At 64.9% G+C, this 22526-nt stretch carries 13 protein-coding genes; 7 read left to right on the forward strand and 6 right to left on the reverse strand.

Features of this window, described 5'->3' with window-relative positions; translation table 11 throughout:
• Positions 1-6: 6 nt before the first annotated feature.
• The 3 genes from ACGHN1_RS08340 (at position 7) to ACGHN1_RS08350 (ending at position 3366) form a co-directional block, all read left to right on the forward strand.
• Positions 7-1299: a pilus assembly protein CpaE gene (locus ACGHN1_RS08340; protein ID WP_390550236.1), complete on the forward strand. Its 1293-nt coding sequence runs from the start codon at positions 7-9 to the stop codon at positions 1297-1299.
• A 74-nt stretch (positions 1300-1373) separates the two neighbouring features.
• Complete coding sequence (locus tag ACGHN1_RS08345) at positions 1374-2345, forward strand: type II secretion system F family protein (protein WP_390550238.1); 972 nt, start codon at positions 1374-1376, stop codon at positions 2343-2345.
• Positions 2346-2367: 22 nt separating this feature from the next.
• On the forward strand, positions 2368-3366 hold the full coding sequence (locus ACGHN1_RS08350; RefSeq protein ID WP_390550240.1) for a type II secretion system F family protein: 999 nt from the start codon (positions 2368-2370) through the stop codon (positions 3364-3366).
• A 31-nt stretch (positions 3367-3397) separates the two neighbouring features.
• Here the strand turns inward: ACGHN1_RS08350 and ACGHN1_RS08355 are convergent, their stop codons facing one another.
• The 4 genes from ACGHN1_RS08355 to ACGHN1_RS08370 form a co-directional block, all read right to left on the reverse strand.
• Positions 3398-3865 carry a MarR family winged helix-turn-helix transcriptional regulator gene (locus ACGHN1_RS08355; protein WP_390550242.1) on the reverse strand — a complete coding sequence of 156 codons (468 nt, stop codon included), beginning with the start codon at positions 3863-3865 and terminating at the stop codon, positions 3398-3400.
• A gap of 37 nt (positions 3866-3902) precedes the next feature.
• Entirely contained in the window at positions 3903-4775 is an 873-nt protein-coding gene (locus ACGHN1_RS08360; protein WP_390550244.1) for a crotonase/enoyl-CoA hydratase family protein, read from the reverse strand.
• A gap of 170 nt (positions 4776-4945) precedes the next feature.
• Positions 4946-5731 (reverse strand): SDR family NAD(P)-dependent oxidoreductase, encoded by a 786-nt coding sequence (locus ACGHN1_RS08365; protein ID WP_390550245.1) that lies wholly within the window; start codon positions 5729-5731, stop codon positions 4946-4948.
• 31 nt (positions 5732-5762) lie between these two features.
• Positions 5763-6935 carry an acetyl-CoA C-acetyltransferase gene (locus ACGHN1_RS08370; RefSeq protein ID WP_390550247.1) on the reverse strand — a complete coding sequence of 391 codons (1173 nt, stop codon included), beginning with the start codon at positions 6933-6935 and terminating at the stop codon, positions 5763-5765.
• Between the two features lie 407 nt (positions 6936-7342).
• Between ACGHN1_RS08370 and ACGHN1_RS08375 the strand changes: the two genes are divergently transcribed.
• Positions 7343-10348, forward strand: coding sequence for a TonB-dependent receptor domain-containing protein (locus tag ACGHN1_RS08375; RefSeq protein ID WP_390550249.1), 3006 nt, complete (start codon positions 7343-7345; stop codon positions 10346-10348).
• Positions 10349-10516: 168 nt separating this feature from the next.
• Here ACGHN1_RS08375 and ACGHN1_RS08380 read toward each other — a convergent pair whose 3' ends face one another.
• Positions 10517-11089, reverse strand: coding sequence for a hypothetical protein (locus ACGHN1_RS08380; protein ID WP_390550251.1), 573 nt, complete (start codon positions 11087-11089; stop codon positions 10517-10519).
• Between the two features lie 381 nt (positions 11090-11470).
• Here ACGHN1_RS08380 and ACGHN1_RS08385 point away from each other — a divergent pair, with 381 nt between their 5' ends.
• A complete protein-coding gene (locus ACGHN1_RS08385; protein WP_390550253.1) occupies positions 11471-14503 on the forward strand; it encodes a TonB-dependent receptor domain-containing protein in 3033 nt (1010 codons plus the stop codon).
• Between the two features lie 72 nt (positions 14504-14575).
• Here ACGHN1_RS08385 and clpB read toward each other — a convergent pair whose 3' ends face one another.
• Entirely contained in the window at positions 14576-17152 is a 2577-nt protein-coding gene (gene clpB, locus ACGHN1_RS08390) for an ATP-dependent chaperone ClpB (RefSeq protein ID WP_390550255.1), read from the reverse strand.
• Between the two features lie 199 nt (positions 17153-17351).
• On the opposite strand from clpB, the gene ACGHN1_RS08395 reads away from it, so the two are divergent.
• Together ACGHN1_RS08395 and ACGHN1_RS08400 are read left to right on the forward strand one after the other, a co-directional pair.
• Positions 17352-19574, forward strand: a complete 2223-nt coding sequence (locus ACGHN1_RS08395; protein WP_390550257.1) for a penicillin acylase family protein — start codon at positions 17352-17354, stop codon at positions 19572-19574.
• A 49-nt stretch (positions 19575-19623) separates the two neighbouring features.
• Positions 19624-22500: a M16 family metallopeptidase gene (locus tag ACGHN1_RS08400; protein ID WP_390550259.1), complete on the forward strand. Its 2877-nt coding sequence runs from the start codon at positions 19624-19626 to the stop codon at positions 22498-22500.
• Positions 22501-22526 lie beyond the last annotated feature (26 nt).

Raw genomic sequence — 22526 nt, forward strand, 5'->3', positions numbered from 1 at the left:
ACGACGATGAATGCACCCTGGAAAGCAGGCACGCAGGGCAACCGCGACGCCTTTGCCGCCTTTATCTGCGACGAAGCCGCGCTCGATGTGCTGCGCCCGGTCGTGATCGAACTCGGCTGGCAGCCCGAGAAATGCAACAAGGGCGGACTGCGCAACGCCATCCAGTCGCTCAGCGTGAGTGCCAGCCCGAACATCCTGATGGTCGATCTGTCGGAAAGCGGCGACCCGCTCAACGACATCAACGCGCTCGCCGAGGTTTGCGAGCCCGGCACGGTGGTGATTGCCATCGGCCAGGTCAACGACGTGCGCCTCTACCGCGACCTGCTCGCCAGCGGCATCCACGACTACCTGCTCAAGCCGCTCTCCGCGAGCGTCCTGCGCGACGCGCTGAACCAGGCACAGGCCGTGTTCGCCGCGCCGCGGGTCAGCGAACAGGACCAGGCCAAGCGCCATGTCTCTGCCGCCATCGTCGGCACTCGCGGCGGGGTCGGAGCATCGACCCTGGCGACCTCGCTGGGCTGGTACCTCGCCACCAAGAAGAACATGCAGACCGCGCTGCTCGATCTGGACATCCATTTCGGCACGGGTGCACTGGCGCTCGACCTCGAGCCGGGACGTGGGCTGACCGATGCGATCGATAATCCCAGCCGCATCGACGGGCTGTTCATCGAACGCGCGATGATCCGCGCTCACGACAACCTTGCGATCCTTTCTGCCGAAGCGCCGATCAATTCGCCGCTTATGACCGACGGCGCGGCCTTCCTCCAGCTCGAGGAGGAGTTCCGCCATGCCTTCGATGTGACGATGATCGACATGCCACGCAACATGCTGATCAACTTCCCGCATCTGCTGAGCAATGTGAACCTGGTGGTTCTCGCCACCGAGATGACGCTGGCCTCGGCCCGCGATACGATCCGCATTCTTTCGTGGCTCAAGACCCATGCCGAACATGCGGAGACGGTGATAGTCGCCAACAAGGTGCAGACCGGGGTTACCGAAATCAGCAGGGCCGATTTCGAGGCGTCGATCGAGCGCTCGATCGATTATTCGATCGGTTTCGACCAGAAGGCCGCCGCCAATGCCGCCAAGCTCGGACAGCCGCTGCTCGAAGCAAACCCGCAAAGCAAGGCGATTGCCTCCATCAAGGATCTCGCCCTGCGGATCGCCACCGCGGGCGATGGCGAGGAAGGTCCCGCAAGCAGCGATGCAAGAGAGAAGAAATCGCTGCTGGGCAATTTCGACTTCAAATCGCTGCTCGCGAAGAAGGACAAGCCGGCGACGATCGACGCTGCCGGATAGCCTTACCGTGCGGGGGCTCCGCTGGCAGCGACCCCGCGGTTCGGCCGGATGAAACGGGAAGGGTGTAACACGCCATGGATTCGATACAGCTGGTGCTGATGTTCGCAGGCTTGATGGCGTTCCTGCTGCTCGGCTATGCCCTCATGGGCGGACCCTCGGCGGCAAAAGCCAGCCACCGGCGTCTGCAACAGGTCCGCTACCGCCATTCCGAAAGCATGCAGACGAAAGTCGAATCGCAACTCAAGAAAGCGATCGCCTCGCGCAAGCCGAGGTTCCAGAAGATCGCAGGCTCGACATCGCGCATCGAGGCGCTGGCCATCCGGCTCGACCGGACCGGCAAGAAATGGTCTTTGAGCCAGTATTTCTACACTTCGGGCGGCCTTGTCCTGGTGTTCGCGCTGCTGATGTTCCTGCGAACCGGATCGCTCGGCCTTTCGCTGGGGGTCGGCCTGTTCTTCGGTGCCGGCATCCCGCATTTCATCGTCGGCTGGCACATCAAGAAGCGCACGAACAAGTTCAATGCCAAGTTTCCCGACGCGATCGAACTGCTCGTACGCGGCCTGCGTTCCGGCCTCCCGGTAACCGAGACGCTCTCGGTCGTCGCTCAGGAGGTTCCGGGCCCGGTCGGCGAGGAATTCAAGGGCATCGTCGAACGCATCAAGATCGGCCGGACGATGGAGGAAGGCCTTCAGGAGACGGCCGACCGGATCGGCATACCCGAATTCAACTTCTTCTGCATCACTCTCGCCATCCAGCGTGAGACCGGCGGCAATCTCGCCGAAACCCTGTCCAATCTCGCCGATGTGTTGCGCAAGCGCAGCCAGATGAAGCTCAAGATCAAGGCGATGAGTTCGGAATCGAAGGCTTCGGCCTACATCGTGGGAGCGCTGCCGTTCATCGTCTTCACGATGATCTGGTGGATCAACCCCGGCTACGTCGGAGAATTCTTCGTCGACGAGCGCCTCGTCGTCACCGGCCTCGGCGGGCTGGTGTGGATGGGCATCGGCGCCTTCATCATGGCCAAGATGGTCAGCTTCGAAATCTGAGCGATACGGAAAGACCGAAACCATGGTGAACTCTCCCGCCAGCCCCACGCTACTCGGCTTCGACGTGATTTTCGTCGGCTCGATCCTTGCCGGGGTCGCGGCCTTGGCGGTGGTGTTCGCCGTCTACACCGCAGTCACGATCAAAGACCCGATGAACAAGCGCGTCAAGGCGCTGAATGCCCGGCGCGAGGAATTGAAGGCCGGCATCGTCACGGCGTCCGCGAAGAAGCGGCAGTCCCTGGTTCGCAAGTCCGACACGACGGAGAAGGTCAAGGAGACCCTCGGCACGATGAAGGTGCTGCAGGACACCCAGATCGCCTCGATGCAGCAGCAACTTGCCTGGGCCGGTTTCCGCAACAAGGAACTGGCCGTCCTGCTGATCGGCGCGCGGATGGTCCTGCCGATCCTCTTCGGCGGATTTGCCTTCGTCATGCTTTACGTCGTCCAGATCTATCCGGACTGGCAGATGAAGCGAGTGATGGCGGTCGCGCTGATCACCTTCCTCTCCTACAAGGGCCCCGAACTCTACCTCAAGAACGTCGCGACCAAGCGCACCGATGCGATCCGCAAGGGCCTGCCGGACGCGCTCGACCTGCTGGTGATCTGCGCCGAAGCCGGTCTGACGGTCGACGCCGCATTCAACCGCGTCGCCAAGGAACTGGGCCGCGCCTATCCGGAGCTTGGCGACGAGTTCGCCCTGACCGCGATCGAGCTGTCGTTCCTCAACGAACGCAAGAAGGCCTTCGACAACCTTGCCTACCGCGTGAACCTCGAAGCGGTGAAAGGCGTGGTCACCACCATGGTCCAGACCGAACGCTACGGTACGCCGCTGGCATCGGCGCTGCGCGTGCTCTCGGCGGAATTCCGCAACGAGCGGATGATGCGCGCCGAAGAGAAGGCCGCGCGCCTGCCGGCGATCATGACGGTGCCCCTGATCATGTTCATCCTGCCGGTGCTGTTCATCGTCATCCTCGGCCCGGCGGCCTGTTCGATCGCCGACGCCTTCTCCGGCGGCCTGTAGCAACGGCCGACGGCGGAGGGCGGCGCCCGGCTCAATCCACCAGGCTCTCCGCGTCGAACTCCCCCGCCGCCTCGCGCACGCGGACCAGGAGATCGCGCAGCGTCTCCCGCTCGGCCTGATCGAGCACGCCGAAGAGCTCGCTCTCGATCGCCTGTGCCAGCGGCATGATCCGCGCGTGCACGGCCCTCCCCTCCGCCGTCAGCTCCAGAAGGTGCGATCGCCCGTCGCGCTCGTTCGGCCGGCGGGCGACGAGATCGCGATCCTCCAGCTTGCGGCAGGCGCGGTTGACCGGCACCTTGTCCATCAGCGTCATCTGCGAGAGCTGGCGCTGGGTCAGCGCGCCGGAGTCGCCGAGCACCGCCATGATCCGCCATTCGGTGGTCTTGAGGTCGAACCGGCGGCGATACTGCTCGGCAATCCGCGTCGAAACCGCATTCGAAGCGATCGAGAGCTGATAGGGCAGGAACCCGGCGAGGCGCTGGGCGGGACGGCCGGTCATGGCTGGATTTCGATGATCATGCAGGTTGCAAACGCAACTATCGGTATTCCGGTTCCTCCCACCAGGGGTAGAAATCGGGCATGTCCTTACTCACCGTATCGGGATAGCGGGGCGAGCGCTTCTCGAGGAAGCTGGCGACGCCCTCCTTCGCATCCTTGCTGCGGCTGAGGCGATAGATCGAACGGCTGTCGATCCGGTGCGCATCCATCGGATGTCCGCCCGCTCCCAGCCGCCACAGCATCGCCCGGGTCATCGCGACCGAAACGGCGGAGGTGTTGTCGGCGATCTCGCGAGCGATACCGCGCGCCGCATCCATGAGGTCCCCCTGGGGATGCACCGACCGCACGAGGCCGCGATCCAGCGCCTCCCCGGCATCGAAGATGCGCCCGGTCATGCACCATTCGAGCGCGGTCTGCATGCCGACGAGCCGGGGCAGGAACCAGCTCGAGGCGGCTTCGGGCGTGATCCCGCGCCGGGCGAATACGAAGCCGAACCGGGCATTGTCGCTGGCGAGCCTGATGTCGAACGGCAGCTGCATCGTCGCTCCGACACCGACGGCGACGCCGTTGCAGGCGCCGATCAGCGGCTTCTTCGAGTTGAACAGCCGCAGCGTCAGCCGCCCGCCGCCATCGCGCACCCGCTGGTCGGAGAGGTCCTCGACCGGGTTCGGATCGGAGAAGACGTGGCCGCCGCCCTCCGGCGTCAGGTCCGCCCCGGCGCAGAAGGCGCGATCGCCGTGCCCGGTCACGATCACCGCGCGCACGCTGTCGTCGGCGTCGGTCGTATCGAGCGCGTCGATGAACTCGGCCATCATCGCGCGGGTGAAGGCGTTCATCTTCTCCGGCCGGTGCAGCGCGATCGTGGCGACCCCGTCCGCGATGTCGAGCTTGATCTGGCTGTAGTCCGTCATGACGGCACCCCCCTGCGGATGTTGGACATGGACCGGGTGTTACACGGTCCAGACGAAGAAAACGAAGCGCCCCCGCTCGCGGCCTCGCAGGCGGGCGAACGGGGGCGAATGTCTGCGATCATGCGCCCGAGTCTAGGCCGGCGCAGTCGGGTAGGAAAGCGCGCGGCGGATCAACGCGGCGCCATGCGGATCGCGCCGTCGAGGCGCACATCCTCGCCGTTGAAATAGCCGCACTCGATCATGGTCAGCGCGAGCATGGCATATTCCTCCGGGTTGCCGAGCCGCTTGGGGAACGGCACGCTGGCGGCCAGCGCGTCCTTCACCTGTGGCGGTGCGGCATTCATCAGCGGGGTGTTGAAAATGCCGGGCAGGATGGTGTTCACGCGGATGCCCTCGCTCATCAAATCGCGCGCGATGGGCAGCGTCATCCCGATCACTCCGCCCTTCGATGCGGAATAGGCTGCCTGGCCCATCTGCCCGTCCTCGCCGGCGACGCTGGCGGTGTTGACGATCGCGCCGCGGTCTCCGTCTTCCGACAGCGGATCGAGCGTCAGCATGCCCGCCGCTGACTTGGCGATGCAGCGGAAGGTGCCGACGAGGTTGACCTGGATCACGAAATCGAAGGCGGACAGCGGGAAATGCTTGATGCTGCCGTCTTCCTTGGACCGGCTGGCGGTCTTCATGGCATTGCCGATGCCCGCGCAATTGACCAGGATGCGCTCCTGCCCATGCGCCTCGCGCGCCTTGGCGAAACCGGCATCGACATCCTCGTCGCTGGTCACGTTGACCTTGCAGAAGATGCCGCCGAGATCCTTGGCGACCGCCTCGCCCTTTTCCTCGTTCATGTCGAAGATCGCGACCTTGGCGCCCTTCGCGGCGATGGCGCGCGCGGTGGCCTCGCCGAGGCCGGAAGCGCCGCCAGTGACGACGGCGGGGGTCTTGCTGCTGATTTCCATGGAATTTCCTCTCGGTTTTAAGACTTCGCGATTACAGCGCCTCGACGATGGTGACGTTGGCGACGCCGCCGCCTTCGCACATCGTCTGCAGGCCGTATTTCTTGCCGTGCCGGTGAAGCGCATGGACCAGCGTCGCCATCAGCTTGGTGCCGCTCGCGCCGAGCGGGTGGCCGAGCGCGATCGCACCGCCGTGGACGTTGAGCCTGTCGGGGTCGGCGCCGGTATGCTTGAGCCAGGCGAGCGGCACGGGCGCGAAGGCCTCGTTGACCTCGAACAGGTCGATGTCACCGATCTTCAAGCCGGCCCGCTCCAGAGCGCGATCGGTGGCGAAGAGCGGTTCTTCCAGCATGATGACCGGATCGCCCGCAGTGACCGTCAGATTGTGGATGCGCGCCAGCGGCGTGAGCCCGTGCTCCTTCAGCGCCCGCTCGCTGACCACCAGCACCGCGCTCGAGCCGTCGCAGATCTGGCTGGACGAGGCGGCGGTGATCGTGCCCTCCGGGCTCAGCAACTTGACCCCGGCGATGCCTTCCATTGTCGCGTCGAAGCGGATGCCCTCGTCGACCGTGTGCATCTGGTCGCCATCGGGAGTCTCGATCGCGACGGGCACGATCTCCTTCTCGAAGGCGCCGCTCTCGGTCGCCTTGATCGCCTTCTGGTGGCTGCCGAGCGCGAAGCTGTCGAGCTGGTCCTTGGTGAAGCCGTGCTTCTTCACGATCATCTCGGCACCCATGAACTGGGACCACTGGATGCCGGGATATTTCTCCTCGAGCCCCGGCGATTTGTAGTTCCCCAACCCTTCCTTCATGTGGAACATCGCGGTCGAGCCCATCGGCACGCGGCTCATGCTCTCGACGCCGGCGGCGATGACGACATCCTGCGTCCCGCTCATCACCGCCTGCGCGGCGAACTGGATCGCCTGCTGGCTCGATCCGCACTGGCGGTCGATGGTGACCGCGGGGACGCCCTCGCCCAGCCGCTTCGCCGCGAGCACCGCGTTGCGCCCGACCTGCATCGCCTGTTCGCCGCCCTGGCTGACGCAGCCCATCACGACATCGTCGACCGCCTTGGCCTCGAGACCCGCGCGCTCCATCACCGCATCGAGCGACTTCGCGGCGAGATCGACCGGGTGAACCCCGGCCAACCGGCCACCCCGACGCCCCCCGGCGGTGCGGACGGCTTCGACGATATAGGCTTCGGGCATGGGCGAACTCTCCTTCGGGTTTCGTTTCGCTACGGACCTATGGGAGGGTTACGTTAGCGTCAAGTGAGCCTGACGGTGGCATTTCCGCCCGCCACACGGAAGGGAACGAGCCCTGTTGCCGGCAGGCCCGTCGGCTCGCTCGAATTGCCCCGCGATCGTGCACGGAGCACGATTCCACTGTTGCAATTGAGTTACAGCACCGCGCAATCTCGCCGCTTGCTGTGGGGTTCTTCTTCACATGGAGGGACCAATAGGCAAAGGCGAGATCAGGGAAATAGGCGGCATGCGATCTGGCTGTTTCCGGTCTGTGGCTTCCAGGTGCAGTGGGGACGGAAAGGTCGCTCGCCGCATCGGAAATGTTACTAGTTCCTCTGCGAAGCAGAGAGTTAAAATGGGGATTGTACCACATGAGAAAGCTAACGAATTTCAGGATCGGCACGGCCACGGTGGCGCTCGCCATCGCCATGGCTTCGTCGCCGTCGCTGGCGCAGGATGCTTCCGATGACACGCTGGATCAGGCGGAAGAGGACGAAGTATTCGTCGGCGAGCCTATCGTCGTCACCGGTTCGCGCATCGTGCGGCCGGAAATCGAAAGCTCCGCACCTCTCGTTGCCGCGATCGGCGAGGAAGAGCTGGAGCAGCGCGCCTTCACCAACGTGGCCGACGCCATCAACGAGGTGCCCGGCTTCGGTACGCCGGTGTCCTCGAGCGGTGACCAGTCGAGCTTCTCGGTCGGTCAGAACTTCGTCAACCTGTTCGGTATCGGTTCGCAGCGCACGCTGACCCTGGTCAACGGCCGCCGCTTCGTCTCCTCGAACACCGCCTCCAACTTCGGTGGCGCGGCCGCCGGCCTGCAGGTCGACCTCAACGTCATCCCGGTCAGCCTGGTCGAGCGGATCGACGTTCTGGCGGTCAAGGGCGCCACGACCTACGGCTCCGACGCCATCGCCGGTACCGTCAACCTCATCCTGAAGGACGATTTCGAAGGTTTCGAGGCCACCGGCCAGATGGGCATCTTCGAGGAAGGCTACGGCAAGAGCTACACCGGTTCGATTACCGCCGGCGGCAATTTCGCCGACGGTCGCGGCAACATCGCGGTCAACTTCGAATACGCCAAGCAGGACGGCGTGCTCGTTCTCCGGACCGAGGAAGGCCGTCGCAACAACTTCCGCAATTCGCCGACGGTGAACATTCTCGACCGCCGCATCGCGCTCCTGACTGCCGGCGGCCGTCCCTCTTCGAACACGGGCCTGGGCTTCCTCACCGACGCCAGCGGGACCCCGGTGCAGTTCGCGCCCAACGGCAATCTCGTTCCGTTCGACGTGGGTGATCCGATCGACGTCGTCAGTTCGTCGGGCGGCGACGGGCTCATCCTCAACCGGTCGGGTCAGATCCTTTCCGATCTCGAGCGCTACTCGCTCTTCACGCTCGGTCACTACGACCTGACCGACAATGTTCGCTTCTTCTTCGAAGCGAACTATTCGCGCAACGAAGCGGTGGAACTGGCCAACCAGCCGGTTTACCAGTCCGCGCTGTTCGGTGCGCCGAGCGGAGCGCTGCCGGTCTACCTGTCCAACCCGTTCCTGAACGCGCAGGCGCGCGGGGTGCTCGCCGGCAGCTTCGATCCCGACGGCGACGGCGTGGCGAACCTCAACTTCGACCGCAACGGCGACGGGGTGAACGACGAAACGCGTTTCTTCATCCAGCGTGCCGGCTTCGACCTTCTGGGCGGTTCGAACGCGAACTTCCAGCAGCTCGAACTCTTCCGCGGGGTCGGCGGTTTCGACGGCGACTTCGAGGTCGGCGATCGGAATTTCTACTGGAGCGTTTCGGCTTCCTACGGTGAATCCCAGGCGATCTCGTCCGCAACGCAGCTGGTGCAGGCCAACTTCGTCAACGCGGTTGATGCGGTTCGCGACCCCACCACTGGTGAGATCGTCTGCCGCGTCACGCTCAACCCGCCGACCGGCGCCGCCGCCAGCACCAACGCGGTCACCGGCTGTGTGCCGCTGAACCTTTTCGGCGAGGGTGCACCGTCGCAGGCGGCGATCGATTTCGTCACGGCGTTCACCAACTCCGAATCGCGCAACCGTCAGACCATCTTCAACGCCAACATCGGCGGTGGTCTGTTCGATCTGTTCGACAACGAGATCGCCTTCAACGTCGGCGCCGAATACCGCAAGGAAGAGCAGGGCTTCACGCCCGACGCCTTCCTGCAGGAAGGGCTCGGCCGTTCGGTCGCGATTTCCCCGGTCACGGGCGAGTTCGACACGCGCGAAGCCTATGCGGAAGTCCTGATCCCGATCATCCAGCCTTCGAACGACATGTTCATCGATCGCCTGGAGTTCGACGCTTCGGTCCGCTACATCGACAACAGCCGTTCCGGTTCGGACGTGATCTACTCGGTGGGTGGGCAGTTCGCCCCGATCCGCGACATCACGCTCCGCGGTTCGTATACCGAATCCGTTCGCTCGCCGGCGATCACCGAGCTGTTCCTGCCGATCGTGGAGACCTTCTCCTTCGCCAACGACCCGTGCGACGTGGAGTTCATCGGCGAAGGCGACGCGACACGTGCCGCCAACTGTGCTGCCGACGGGCTTCCGGCGAACTTCGACTCGGTCATCGACGAAGCTTCGCAGCGCATTCGCACCGGCGGTAACCCGAACCTCGCCAACGAAACCTCGAAGAGCTGGACTGCCTGTGTCATCCTGCAGCCGCGCTTCGTGCCGGGTCTGACCATCACGGCAGACTGGGTGGACATCGAAGTGACCAATGCGATCACCGCACTGTCGCTCACGAACGTCCTTCGTGCCTGCTACGACAGCACGAGCTTCCCGACGGCTCCGACCTGCAGCCAGTTCACGCGTGGACCCGATGGCCAGATCATCGACGCGCTGACCGGCCAGTCGAACGCGGGTCTGTTCGAGTTCTCGGGCCTGCAGGCCTCGGCTCGTTACGGCTTCGGCATCGGCGACGTGTTCGGCGATGGCAGCGACATGGGCGACATCGATCTTGCGCTGCGGTACTTCTACCGCGACTCGCTGCGCACGATCATCGCCGACGTCGAGAACGACAATCGTGGCGAGATCGGCAACCCGATCCACTCGTTCAACGGCACCATCGGCTTCAGCAAGGGGCCGTTCTCGACCTCTCTGACCGGGACGTACGTTGACGAGGTCGCCTTCGATCTCGAGAACGACCAGACGCAACCGTTCTCGAAGGTCGGCGATTATCTCGTCTTCAGCCTGACGCTCGGTTTCGACGTCGCCGACAACTTCAAGTTCCAGGCGACGGTCAACAACCTGTTCAACGAAGGCGTGCCGTTCCCTGCCGCGAACGGGAACTTCTATTCGCCCTACGGCGATGGCTTCCTCGGCCGCGAATACGTCTTCCGCGTGAGCACTTCTTTCTAAGAAGCGCGAAACCGGACGAACAAAAGGAAAGGGGGGCTCTGAGAGCCCCCCTTTTTTTATCTTCCAGTTTGATTGCTATTCCCGGAAACGGACGGGCGCCGTTCGACAGGTGTCCGACAAGCGGGAAAGCCTCGCCTCCCTTATCGGAGCCGGCGAAGGCAGCCTCGATCAGCGCACCCGGCCGACACCGAGATAGCCGTTCTTCTCCTCGAAGGTCATGCGATAGCCACCGGACCAGGTCTGCCTGACGGTGGCGGTCCAGCCAGCCCGCGGCGCACCGCGCAACGTCCGGTTCGACGTCGCCCGCCAGACCTGGCCGTTGGACAACAGCACCACGGGCCGGCGCGATTCATCGGTGAACACGTCGGTAACCTCGCTTACGACCTCGCTCTCTTCCTCCCTCTGCTGGGCCGCTTGTTCGGCCGCGGCAATACGAAGCGGATCGGTCGAGGCTTCCGCTTCCGCAAGGGCTTCTTCCTCGCGTTCGGCAATCTGGATCGCCGACAGTCCGAACCGATCGGCGAGGCGCGCCCGCTCCGCCTCGGCACGCGCCGCGCGGGATTCCCTCTCTTCGCGGTATGTCCGGTCGAAGCAGGCGAGTCGGGCCGCATCGTCTGCCGTTTCGGCACAGAGATCGTACCGCTCGAGCAAATCCTGCGCCCCCGCCGATGTCGGCGACAACAGCGCCCCGATCGTCGCCAGACCGCCGACCCAGACCGGCGCCAAATTCTTCACTTTCATGTCTCGCTCCCGAAAGGGCCGCCGTGCGGCCGCGCCGGGGAATGATGCAGGCAAATCCGCCCTACCGTCAACATTTGGAAGAGCAGGAACCGCGCGACCGGAGGCCGGGAGACAAAGCCCGAAACACCGCCGGACGGCGTCCTCTCTTCCGCTCCGGCGGTCCCCGTTCCCGATGTCCGGGCTCTCCAGCCCAAGCGGGGACGGTCTCGGCGCGGCGACATCAAATGTTGCAGAACGGCCACTGTCTTCGAACTTTAACACGCCGAATTGCCACAATCGGGTCTCTTGCCTTGCCTTCCGCATCGAAAATGAATGAACCCTGGGACAGTATCGATCACCACCCTTTCCGGATTACGGATCGACAAGAGGACCATCTTCGTCATGAAAAAGCCTTTCCTTGCGGCGCGCTGCCGCACCGCTCTTCTCACCGGAACCGCTATCGCCGGATTCGCCGTCGCCGCTCCTGCAATGGCGCAGGACACGTCCGACGATCTTCCGGAAACCGCCAGCTCCGAAGAAGGTGAAGGCACGATTGTCGTGACCGGCACCCGCTTGAACCGCAATCCCGAGATCGCCGGCCCCAACCCGGTCGTCACCATCGATGCGGACACGATCCAGCGTTCGGGCGAGACCAACCTCGTCGACATCCTCAAGGACACGCCGGCGCTCTTCAATTCCGAAGACAGCTTCGACGCATCGGGTTCCGAGGCACGCTTCGGGGGCGCGGGCGTCAACGTTCTCAACCTCCGCAATCTCGGTGCCAACCGTACCCTCGTGCTGGTCAACGGGCGCCGCCATGTGGCCGGCCTCGCCGGCGAAGGCGCGGTCGACATCAACTCGATCCCGATCGCGCTGGTCGAACGCGTCGACGTGCTGACCGGCGGCGTGTCCTCGGTCTATGGTGCCGATGGTGTTTCCGGCGTGGTCAATTTCATCCTCGACCAGGACTTCGAGGGCATCGAAATGCGCGGCCAGGGCGGCATTTCGGAGTATGGCGACGCCGAAAGCTACTACGGCTCGGTCGCCGCCGGCATGAATTTCGGCGACGGTCGCGGCAACATCTCGGGCGCCTACGAATTCCGCCAGGACGGTCGCGTGCGTTCGGAAGACCGCCCCGAAGGCCGCTTCGATGCCATCCGTCTGGTCCGCAACCCCGACGACATTCCCGACGATCCCGCCGTCTTCGACCAGATCCCGCTTCGTTTCATCGGCTATGCCGACAGCGCGCCGGGCGGCGCGCTGGTGATCGACAACAGCCAGGTGGCCGAATTCTACGGAACCGGCCGTCCCTATCGCTCGTCGCTCTTCCTGCCCAACTCCAACTTTCTCTCGGCGGGCGACGCCAATTCTGACGACACCCCCGTCGCCAGCTACCAGGGCGATCTCCAGGCTGCCACGGAGCATCATTCGTTCAATCTCTTCGGCAATTACGAAATCACGCCCGGCATCCGGTTCTTTGCCGAGGGCAAATATGTGAAGTCGGAGAACTTCACGGTCGCCCAGCCCTCGTTCGACTTCTTCACCTTCGTATCCAACGACAACCCGCTGATCCCGCAAAACGTGCGGGATGCCGTGGATGCGCGCGGCGATTTCGGCGGCGTCCTGGTCAACCGCGACAATTTCGATCTCGGAATTCGCAGCGAACGGATCAACCGCGACCTTTACCGCGGCGTGGTCGGTTTCGATGGCGACATCTCGGACAACGCGCGCTTCGAAGTCAGCTACGTCTACGGACGCAACGAATCGGATTTCACGCTCAACAACTACCGCATCGCGGACCGTTACTTTGCCGCTCTCGACGCGGTCGACGAGGGCGAGTTCCTGACCGGCACGCCCAACGGCAACATCGTCTGCCGCAGTTCGATCGACGGATCGGGCATCGTCGATTCGGGCAATTTCAACTATGGTGAAGCCCCCCAGACGTTCACGCCGGGCGAGTGTGTTCCGCTGAACATCTTCGGACCCAACGTCGCCAGCCAGGCCGCGCTGGACTTCATCAACACCGACCTCAACAACAGCTATTCCATCACCCAGCAGGTCGTGAACGGCTTCATCGCGGGCGATTTCGGCCAGTTCTTCGAGCTGCCGGGTGGCCCGATCGGCTTCGTCCTCGGCGGCGAGTACCGTCACGAAAAGAGCGTTTCGATCTTCGATCCGATCTCCAAGCAGGTTTCCGATTTCGATCCGAACACGGGTGTCCTCGCGGACCTGGCGCTGCTCGACGACGAGGTCGGCAGCTACGATGTCTACGAAGGTTTCGCCGAGCTCTCGCTTCCGATCCTCGCCGATCTGCCTTTCGCCGAACTGCTGGAACTGACCGCGGCGGTCCGCCTGTCGGACTATTCGACCTCGGGCTATTCGGACAGCTGGTCGGTCGCGGGCATCTACGCGCCGATCTCCGACATCCGCGTTCGCGGCAGCTACTCGCAGGCTTCGCGCGCGGCCAACATCACCGAGCTGTTCGCGCCGGCGACCGGTACCTTCTCCTTCATCGCCGATCCCTGCGATCCGGTGAACATCACCAGCGGTGCGCCGGTGCGTGCGGCCAATTGCCGGGCATTGATCGAAGGACTGGGCGCCGATTTCGACACCTACGACTACGGGTCCGACATCGCCTCCAGCGCCAGCATCGAAGGCCGCGTCTCGGGCAATCCGAACCTCGAACCCGAAGAGGCGACGACCTGGACCGCGGGTGTCGTGCTGCAACCGCGCTTCCTGCCGGGTCTGGCCCTCAGCGTCGACTGGTACGACATCCGGCTCGAGCAGGCGATCAACACCACATCGCTAACCGAACTGGCCGAGTTCTGCGTCGATTCGCCGACGCTCGACAACCAGTTCTGCGATCTCGTGCAGCGCGAGCAGGGGACCGGCTTCGTCGTCGGCTACAGCCTCTCGCCGGTCAACGTCGCCTTCTTCGAAACGGCGGGTGCGGACGTGACCTTGAGCTACGGCATGAACGTGGGTTCGAACAGCCGGATCGAGGCGCGTGGCACGCTGGGCTATCTCGACAAGCTGGCCTTCATCCCGTCGAACGGCGGCACGCTCGACGACGATCGCGGGGAAAGCGGCGCGCCGAAATGGTCCGGCAATGCCGACTTCACCTTCATCACCGACAACTTCACCCTCAACTACGGCTTCCGTTATATCGGAGATCAGCTGCGCTACGAGAAGGACGTGCTGGCCGCCAATCCGGACCGGGCGGCGCCGGAATTCATCACCATCGATTCGCGGTTCGTCCACGATCTGCGGGCCGAATTCGAGACCTCGGACGAACGCGCGAATTTCTTCTTCGGTGTGAACAACTTCACCAACGAGCGTCCCGCCGTCGGTACCCGCGACACGCCCACCGGCTGGCGCGGACGGTATTACTATGCGGGCATCAGGGTAAACTTCGACAGCATTCCGGGGCTCTAGGCTCCGAAAGCTGTCCAATCGAAAAGGGCGGGGAGCGATCCCCGCCCTTTTTGTTGTTCGGTTCGATCGGAATTAAACCACGGTCATCGCCAGCTCGCCGTCGCCCTCGTCGATCGCCACGGTGCTGCCGTCGGGCACCGCGCCTCGCAGGATCATGTCGGCCAGCGGGTCCTGGACGTAGCGCTGCACGGCGCGTTTCAGCGGCCGCGCGCCGTAGACCGGGTCGTATCCCACCCGGCCGAGCCAGCGCTTGGCCGCCTCGGTCAGGTCGATGGTGATCTTGCGGTCGCGCAGCAGCTTCTGCACCCGGTCGATCTGGATATCGACGATCGGCGCCATGTGTTCCTGCGCCAGACGGTGGAACAGGATGATCTCGTCGAGCCGGTTGAGGAATTCGGGGCGGAAATGGGCGCGGACCACGTCCATCACCTGCGGCTCGACGCTGTCGACATCCGCGCCATCCTCGATCTGGGTGAGGAACTGGCTGCCGAGATTGCTGGTGAGGATGATCAGCGTGTTCGAGAAGTCGACCACTCTGCCCTGCCCGTCGGTCAGCCGCCCGTCGTCGAGCACCTGGAGCAGCACGTTGAACACGTCCGAATGCGCCTTCTCGACCTCGTCGAACAGCACCACCTGATAGGGGCGGCGACGCACCGCCTCGGTCAGCACTCCGCCCTCGTCGTAACCGACGTAGCCCGGGGGCGCGCCGATCAGCCGGGCGACCGCGTGCTTCTCCATGAATTCGCTCATGTCGATGCGGACCATGGCATCGTCGTCGTCGAACAGGAAGCCGGCGAGCGCCTTCGTCAGTTCGGTCTTGCCGACGCCCGTGGGGCCGAGGAACAGGAAGCTGCCCAGCGGCCGCCCCGGGTCCTGCAGACCCGCCCGTGCGCGCCGCACGGCCTTGGACACCGCGTCGATCGCCTGGCTCTGGCCGATCACCCGTTTCGCCAGGATGTTCTCCATGTCGAGCAGCTTCTCGCGCTCGCCCTCCATCATCCTGTCGACCGGCACCCCGGTCCAGCGGCTGACCACGCCGGCGATGTCGTCCTCGGTCACCTCCTCGCGCAGCAGCGCGTTCTCGGTCTGGCCGGACGCCGCTTCCAGCCTGGCTTCGAGCTCGGGAATGCGCCCGTATTGCAGTTCACCGGCCTTCTGGAGATCGCCGGCGCGCTGCGCCTGTTCGAGCTCGATCCGTGCCTGGTCGAGTTCTTCCTTGATCCGCGCCTCGGCATGGATCTTGTCGCGCTCGTTCTGCCAGCGCGTGGTCAGTTCGCTCGACTGCTGCTCGAGCTCGGACAGCTCCTTGCGCAGGTTCTCCAGCCGGTCCTTGGAAGCGGCATCGCTTTCCTTCTGCAGCGCCTGCTCCTCGATGCGGAGCTGGATGATCCGCCGGTCGAGCGCCTCGATCTCCTCGGGCTTGCTCTCCACCTCCATGCGGATGCGGCTCGCGGCCTCGTCCATCAGGTCGATCGCCTTGTCGGGCAGGAAGCGGTTCTGGATGTAGCGGTTGGACAGCTGCGCCGCCGCCACGATCGCGCCGTCGGTGATGCGCACACCGTGATGCAGCTCGTACTTGTCCTTGACCCCGCGCAGGATCGAGATCGTGTCCTCGACGCTCGGCTCGTCGATATAGACGGGCTGGAAGCGGCGTTGCAGCGCCGGGTCCTTTTCGACGTATTTCTGATACTCGTCGAGCGTGGTCGCGCCGATGCAGTGCAGCTCGCCGCGGCTGAGCGCGGGTTTGAGCAGGTTCGAGGCATCCATCGAGCCTTCGCTCGCGCCCGCCCCGATCAGCGTGTGCATCTCGTCGATGAACAGGATGATCTGGCCTTCAGCCCCCTTCACCTCGTCGAGTACGGCCTTCAAGCGTTCCTCGAACTCGCCGCGATATTTCGCGCCGGCGATCAGCGCGCCCATGTCGAGCGCCATCAGCGTGCGGCCCTTCAGCGAATCGGGCACGTCGCCATTGGCGATGCGCAGCGCGAGCCCCTCGGCGATAGCGGTCTTGCCGGTGCCGGGCTCGCCGATCAGCGCGGGATTGTTCTTGGTCCGCCGCGCGAGGATCTGCACCGTGCGGCGGATTTCCTCGTCGCGCCCGATCACGGGATCGAGCTTGCCGTCGCGCGCCGCCTGGGTGAGGTCGCGGGCGTATTTCTTCATCGCGTCGTAGGCTTCCTCGGCGCCGGAACTGTCGGCGGTGCGCCCGCCGGTCACGTCCTGGATCGCCGCCTCGAGCGATTTCGCATCGACAGCCGCTGCCTTGAGCGCCTTGCCCGCTGAAGTGTCGGACAGGGCGAGCGCCTGGAGCAGCCGCTGCACCGGCACGAAGCTGTCGCCCGCCTTTTCGGCGAGCTGTTCCGCCTGGTCGAGGACGCGCACCGCGTCGTTGTCCAGCCCGGGCGTCTGTTGCGCACCGCCGCCCGACACGGCGGGAATCTTGCCGAGCGCCGTATCGACTTCGGTGATCGCGACGCCCGGATTTCCCCCCGCGCGCTGGATCAGCTGCGCGGCCATGCCCTGGTCGTCCTCGAGCAGGGCCTTGAGCAGATGCGCGGGACTGATCCGCTGGTGGTTCATGCGGATGGCGACGGTCTGGGCGGACTGGAGGAAGCCCTTGGCGCGATCGGTGAATTTCTCGAGATTCATGGCGATACCTCACGTCGGTGATACGCTCGATGTAATGTTGCACAATGGCAACACAAGTAGCAGTGCCGGACAATTTGTCCGGTGTGTTGCCTGCATATAGCAGCCCGGAATGCCCGACCAGTCGCCTCCCGGATTTTTTCCCGGCGGGCCTCTTGTTCCCGGCCCGGTCTCGGCTAATCAGGTGGCAGGGAGAGACTTAATGACCAAACGGCTGTCGCGCCTCGGATTTCTGCTGCTCGTGCTCGTGCTGATCGCCTTCGTGGCGCTGGCGACGTGGGAGCCGTTCTGGGCCGATCGCGACATCGAAGGCTCGCCGGACCGTGTCTACACCGCCGAGATCGTGCGCGACGAATTCGGCGTGCCGCACATCTACGGCGCCACCGATGCCGATGTCGCCTACGGTGTCGCCGTCGCCCATGCGGAGGACGATTTCTTCACCCTGCAGGACGTGGTGGCGATGAGCCGCGGGCGTTACGGCGCGCTCGCGGGGCAGGAAGGTGCGGGCGTCGACTATGCCTATCACCTGCTCGACGCGCGCGGCACCGCCGAGCGGCACTATCCCGAGCTTCCCGCCGATACGCGCGCGCTGTTCGAAGCCTATGCCACCGGGCTCAACGATTTCGCGCGCGACCATCCCGGCGAAGTCAGGCTGGCGAACCTCTTCCCGGTCAACGGGATGGATGTCGCTGCCGGCTTCGCGCTGCGCCAGCCGTTCTTCTTCGGCCTCAACGCGGTCATCCAGCCACTGGTCGAGAACGAGCCGCTGCGCCCGGAATACGGCCCCGCCATCCCTGAGCCGCGCGCTCCCGAGGGCGACGGCATCGCCCCCGCCCGGGTGATCCGCGAAGACGACGACCAGGCAAGCAACCGGGCTTACCCCCTCCCCTGGTCCGAGGACGGCACGCTCGCCGGGTCCAACGCCTTCGTCGTCGCTCCGGAAAAGAGCGGCGGGCCGACGGTGCTCGTCTCCAACAGCCACCAGCCCTGGCGCGGCGGGGTCGCCTGGTACGAGCTCGTAGTCGAGAGCGGCGAAGGCTGGCATTATGCGGGTGCAAACTTCCCCGGCAGCCCCTTCCCCTTCCTCGGTCACAACGAGGAACTGGGATGGACGAACACCGTCAACCGACCCGACATGGTCGACGTCTACAAGCTGGTGCTGAACGATGACGGGACGCAATATCGCCTGGGCGATCGCTGGCTCGACCTGGAGGCCAAGACGGTCACCCTGCCGGTCAGGATCGGACCGGTGGTCCTGCCGATAAGGCGGACGGTGCATCGCAGCGTGCACGGGCCCGTGATCGTCAACGACAGCGGCGCTTACGCCATTCGCTACGGCGGGATGGACAATCTCGGCCAGCTCGACGCCTATTACCGGCTCAACAAGGCGCAGACCTTCGAGGAGTGGGAGGCCATCCTGGCGCGGATGGACATCCCCTCGACCAATTTTCTTTACGGGGACCGAGAAGGCAACATCGCCTATGTCTACAACGCCGCCCTGCCCGACCGGCCGGCGGGTCCGGACTGGCGCGGCATCCTGCCGGGCGACGACCCCCGGCTGATCTGGTCGGGTCCGGTAGATTATTCGCAGCTGCCGCGCTATTTCAACCCGGCCTCGGGCTGGCTCTACAACGCCAACAACACGCCCTTCACCGCTGCCGGCCGCGGCAGCGATCTCGATCCGGGAGACTTCGCGCCCGAGCTCGGGATCGAGCTCAAGCAGACCAACCGCTCGCGCCGCTCGTGGAAGTTGCTGAGCGAAGCAGGCACGCTCGACCGCGAGGCGCTGGAGGCGATCAAATACGATACCGCCTACGAGATGACCGGCTATCTCGAAGATATGTACGCCCATCTGCGCGCGCTCGACCTGTCGGACGATCCCGAACTCGCCCGGGCGCGCAATCTGCTCTTCACCTGGGACCTGACCGCCGACAACATCGGGCGGGCCGACAGCCTCGCGCTGCTGATGGTCCGCGACTTCATGAGCGCGGAATACCAGAACGGCCCCCCGCCCGATCCGCGCGAAGAGCTCGAAGCGGCGGTGGATCACCTGATGACTCATTTCGGCCGGATCGACCCGCCGATGAGCGAGTTGCTGCGGTTGCGGCAGGGCGATGTCGACCTTCCGCTCGATGGCGGTTCGGACACGCTGCGGGCCTCCACCACCTGGACCGTCGAGCCCGACGGACGGCTCGCAGTGCGCCACGGCGACAGCTTCATCCAGTGGGTCGAATGGGAGCCGGGAGAGCGCGTCTCCTCGCGTTCGATCCAGCCTTTCGGGGCCGCCACCACGCGGCCGGCCAGCCCGCATTTCGCCGATCAGGCGACGCTCTTCGTCCAGCATCGCTTGAAGCCGGTCCATTTCTGGCGCGAGGATGTCCTCGCCAATGCCGTCTCGCGAAAGCGGGTGACGAGCGGCCGCTGAGGCGGTAGCGTCCAAACCATTCTACGAACCTAGATTTCCGGGGAAAATCATGCGCATCAAATCCGTACTCGCCACCGGCGTCGCCTCGCTGGTGCTCGCCGCCTGTTCGACCACATCGACCGGCGACATGGCGCGCGCGCCCGCCTCGACCGCTCCGATCGCCGACGGGACGGCCGCGGAACCGGTCGAACTCGCCTCCCTGATCGACGAGGTCGAGATCCCCTACGAGAAGTTCACTCTCCAGAACGGGCTCGACGTGATCGTCCACACCGATCGCAAGGCCCCGATCGTCGCGGTGGCGGTGTGGTACAATGTCGGTTCCAAGGACGAACCGCAGGGCCAGACCGGCTTCGCCCATTTGTTCGAACACCTCATGTTCAACGGCTCGGAGAACGCGCCCGAGGACTACTTCCAGTACCTGCAGGAAATGGGCGCCACCGATTACAACGGCACGACCAATTTCGACCGCACCAATTATTTTCAGACCGTGCCGACGCCCGCCCTCGAGCGCGCGCTCTGGCTCGAAAGCGACCGCATGGGCTATTTGCTCGGCGCGATCACGCAGCAGAAGCTCGATAACCAGCGTGGCGTCGTCCAGAACGAGAAGCGCCAGGGCGACAACCAGCCGGGCGGCCTGGTGTTCTACGAAATCATCGAGACCCTGTTTCCCAAGCCCCACCCCTACGACCACACGCCGATCGGCTCGATGGCCGATCTGGACGCGGCGAGCATGGAGACGGTGCAGAACTGGTTCCGCGACAATTACGGGCCCAACAACGCCACGCTGGTGCTGGCGGGCGACATCTCGGCCGCCCAGGCCCGCCCGATGGTCGAGAAGTATTTCGGCCCGATCGCGCGTGGTCCGGTGAACGAGCCGGCGATGGCGGAGGTGACCGAGTTGCCGGCCGACGTGCGCACGGTGATGAAGGACCAGGTCGCCGCGACCAATATCTCGAAATACTGGACCGCCCCCGGAATCCTCGACCGCGAACTCACCGCGCTGACCGTTGGCACGCAGATCCTCGGCGGTCTCGCCTCGAGCCGCCTCGATCAGGCGCTGGTCCGCGACGAGCAGCTCGCCGTCGGCGTATCGGCAGGCAATTTCTCCTTCCAGCGCGTCGGCATCCTCAACGTCGGCGCCACCGCGCGACCTGGAGTGGATCCGGCGGTGGTCGAGCAACGGCTGAACGCGCTGATCGCCGACTTCATCCGCACCGGCCCGACCGAAGACGAGGTCCGCCGCGCCGCGACCAGCACGGTCGCCAGCACCATTCGCGGGCTAGAGCAGGTCGGCGGCTTCGGCGGCAAGGCGGTGACGCTGGCCTCGGGCGAGGTTCTTGCCGACGATCCCGACTTCTTCGCTCGCCAGCTCGAGATCCTTGCGACGCTGACGCCGGGCGAGGTCCAGGCGGCGATGCAGCGCTGGATGACCCGCCCGGCCATGACGCTGGTGCTCGAGCCCGGCGAGCGCGAGGGGGAATACACCGAAGCCGCATCGGTCGGTGCGGCGGCGCCCAGCACGGCCGAGGAAGAGGCCGCCGAACAGCAGATAACCGTGACCGAGGAGCGGCCCAAGCCGCCGATCTCCACTACCGCGCAGCTCGATTTCCCCGACGTGCAGCACACCCAGCTCGCGAACGGCATGCAGCTGCATTACGCGCAGCGCGACACCGTCCCGGCGACCTATGTGGCGATGTCCTTCGATGCCGGCTCCGCTGCCGATCCGCTAGACAAGCGCGGGCTCGAGACGCTGGCCCTCGGCCTGTTCGACGAGGGCACGACCGACATGACCTCGCAGGAGATCGCTGAAGCGCGCGAGCGCCTGGGGGCCAACATAGCGCTGGGCGGCGGGTCCGATCGCTCGACCTTCACGCTCTCGGCCCTCTCGTCGAACCTCGTTCCTTCGCTGGAGTTGATGAGCGACATCATCCGCAACCCCGCATTCGCCCCGGCGGAGATCGAGCGGGTTCGCGCCCAGCAGATCACCGGGATCGAGCAGGAGTTGCGGACGCCGCAGTCGCTGGCCGTCCGTGCCCTGACACCGATCGTCTACGGCGAGACCAGCCCCTATGGCGGACCGGGCAGCGGGACGGTGGAATCGGTCAATTCGATCACCAGGGCGGACATCGCCGGGTTCAAGGACCGCTGGATCCGGCCGGACAACGGCCAGGTCTTCGTGGTTTCGGACCGTCCGCTCGCGGAGATCGTCGCGTCTATGAACGCGGTGTTCGGAGACTGGCGCGCACCCGCCACCCCCAAGGGCACCAAGTCCTTCGGCGAGATGGCGGCTATGCCCGCGGAAAGCCGCATCGTGCTGATCAACCGGCCCAACTCGCCGCAGAGCTTCATTCTCGGCGGGCAGCTGACCCCGGCCGATCCGCGCGATCCGACTTACGTCGATTTCCTCAACGCCAACAACGCGCTGGGCGGCAATTTCCTCGCCCGGCTCAACATGAACCTGCGCGAGACCAAGGGCTGGAGCTACGGGGTGCGCGGCGCGCCTCAGGCGCTGGAGAATGCGGTGAGCTATTTTGTTTCCGCCCCCGTCCAGGCCGATCGCACCGGCGACGCGCTGGCGGAACTGGTGCGCGAAACCGGCGAATTCCTCGACTCGCGCGGAGTCTCGGAAGACGAGCTGACCCGTATCGTGACCGCCCAGATCGGCGAGCTTCCGGGCCAGTACGAAACCTCGAATGCGGTCCTCGGCGCCATGCAGAGCAACGCGCTCTACGGCCGCCCGGACGACTATCAGGAAAGCCTGGCGGACCGTTACCGCGCACAGACGGTTGGCAGCCTCGATGCCGCCGCGCGGGCAGCCATCGACGGCGACCGTTTCGTCTGGGTGGTGGTCGGCGATGCCGCCAAGGTCCGCCCGCAGCTCGAACAGCTCGACCTGCCGATCGAGGTGCGCGAGATGGGCCAGTAGCGCCATCGGCCTTGTTGACATGGTTG

Source organism: Qipengyuania sp. MTN3-11, assembly GCF_042851825.1.
Classification (GTDB): domain Bacteria; phylum Pseudomonadota; class Alphaproteobacteria; order Sphingomonadales; family Sphingomonadaceae; genus Qipengyuania.

Coding starts and splice junctions, on each gene's coding strand:
- ACGHN1_RS08360 (WP_390550244.1), bottom strand. CDS start 4,775: ATGACGGACTACAGCCAGATCAAGCTCGACATCGCGGACGGGGTCGCC.
- ACGHN1_RS08355 (WP_390550242.1), bottom strand. CDS start 3,865: ATGACCGGCCGTCCCGCCCAGCGCCTCGCCGGGTTCCTGCCCTATCAG.
- ACGHN1_RS08345 (WP_390550238.1), top strand. CDS start 1,374: ATGGATTCGATACAGCTGGTGCTGATGTTCGCAGGCTTGATGGCGTTC.
- ACGHN1_RS08370 (WP_390550247.1), bottom strand. CDS start 6,935: ATGCCCGAAGCCTATATCGTCGAAGCCGTCCGCACCGCCGGGGGGCGT.
- clpB (WP_390550255.1), bottom strand. CDS start 17,152: ATGAATCTCGAGAAATTCACCGATCGCGCCAAGGGCTTCCTCCAGTCC.
- ACGHN1_RS08385 (WP_390550253.1), top strand. CDS start 11,471: ATGAAAAAGCCTTTCCTTGCGGCGCGCTGCCGCACCGCTCTTCTCACC.
- ACGHN1_RS08400 (WP_390550259.1), top strand. CDS start 19,624: ATGCGCATCAAATCCGTACTCGCCACCGGCGTCGCCTCGCTGGTGCTC.
- ACGHN1_RS08340 (WP_390550236.1), top strand. CDS start 7: ATGAATGCACCCTGGAAAGCAGGCACGCAGGGCAACCGCGACGCCTTT.
- ACGHN1_RS08350 (WP_390550240.1), top strand. CDS start 2,368: ATGGTGAACTCTCCCGCCAGCCCCACGCTACTCGGCTTCGACGTGATT.
- ACGHN1_RS08375 (WP_390550249.1), top strand. CDS start 7,343: ATGAGAAAGCTAACGAATTTCAGGATCGGCACGGCCACGGTGGCGCTC.
- ACGHN1_RS08365 (WP_390550245.1), bottom strand. CDS start 5,731: ATGGAAATCAGCAGCAAGACCCCCGCCGTCGTCACTGGCGGCGCTTCC.
- ACGHN1_RS08380 (WP_390550251.1), bottom strand. CDS start 11,089: ATGAAAGTGAAGAATTTGGCGCCGGTCTGGGTCGGCGGTCTGGCGACG.
- ACGHN1_RS08395 (WP_390550257.1), top strand. CDS start 17,352: ATGACCAAACGGCTGTCGCGCCTCGGATTTCTGCTGCTCGTGCTCGTG.